Consider the following 360-nt stretch of genomic DNA (forward strand, 5'->3'; position numbering starts at 1 on the left):
GCGCCACCACCGTCGCGGTCACCGGCGGGCGCATCACCGCCGTCGGCCACGACGACGTACGCGAACTGATCGGTCCGAGGACCGAAGTCGTCGACCTGGAGGGCCGGTTGCTGATCCCCGGCTTCCAGGACGCCCACATCCACCCCGTCTCGGCCGGCCTGGAACTCACCCAGTGCGACCTGACGGCCGCCAAGACCGCCGAAGAGACCCTTGACGCGGTACGCACCTACGCGCACGCCCACCCCGACCGCCCGTGGATCACCGGCGGCGGCTGGTCCATGGAGGCCTTCGAAGGCGGCACCCCCACCAGGGAACTGCTCGACCGCATCGCCCCCTCCTGAGCATGCCGGTCGGCACACC

The 360-nt window shown here is 71.4% G+C and carries 1 pseudogene; it reads left to right on the top strand.

Features of this window, described 5'->3' with window-relative positions:
• Window positions 1-335, top strand: a pseudogene (locus J0695_RS40905) (amidohydrolase family protein); the annotation flags it as partial.
• Between the last annotated feature and the right edge of the window lie 25 nt (window positions 336-360).

The organism is Streptomyces beijiangensis (genome assembly GCF_017315755.1).
GTDB lineage: Bacteria > Actinomycetota > Actinomycetes > Streptomycetales > Streptomycetaceae > Streptomyces > Streptomyces beijiangensis.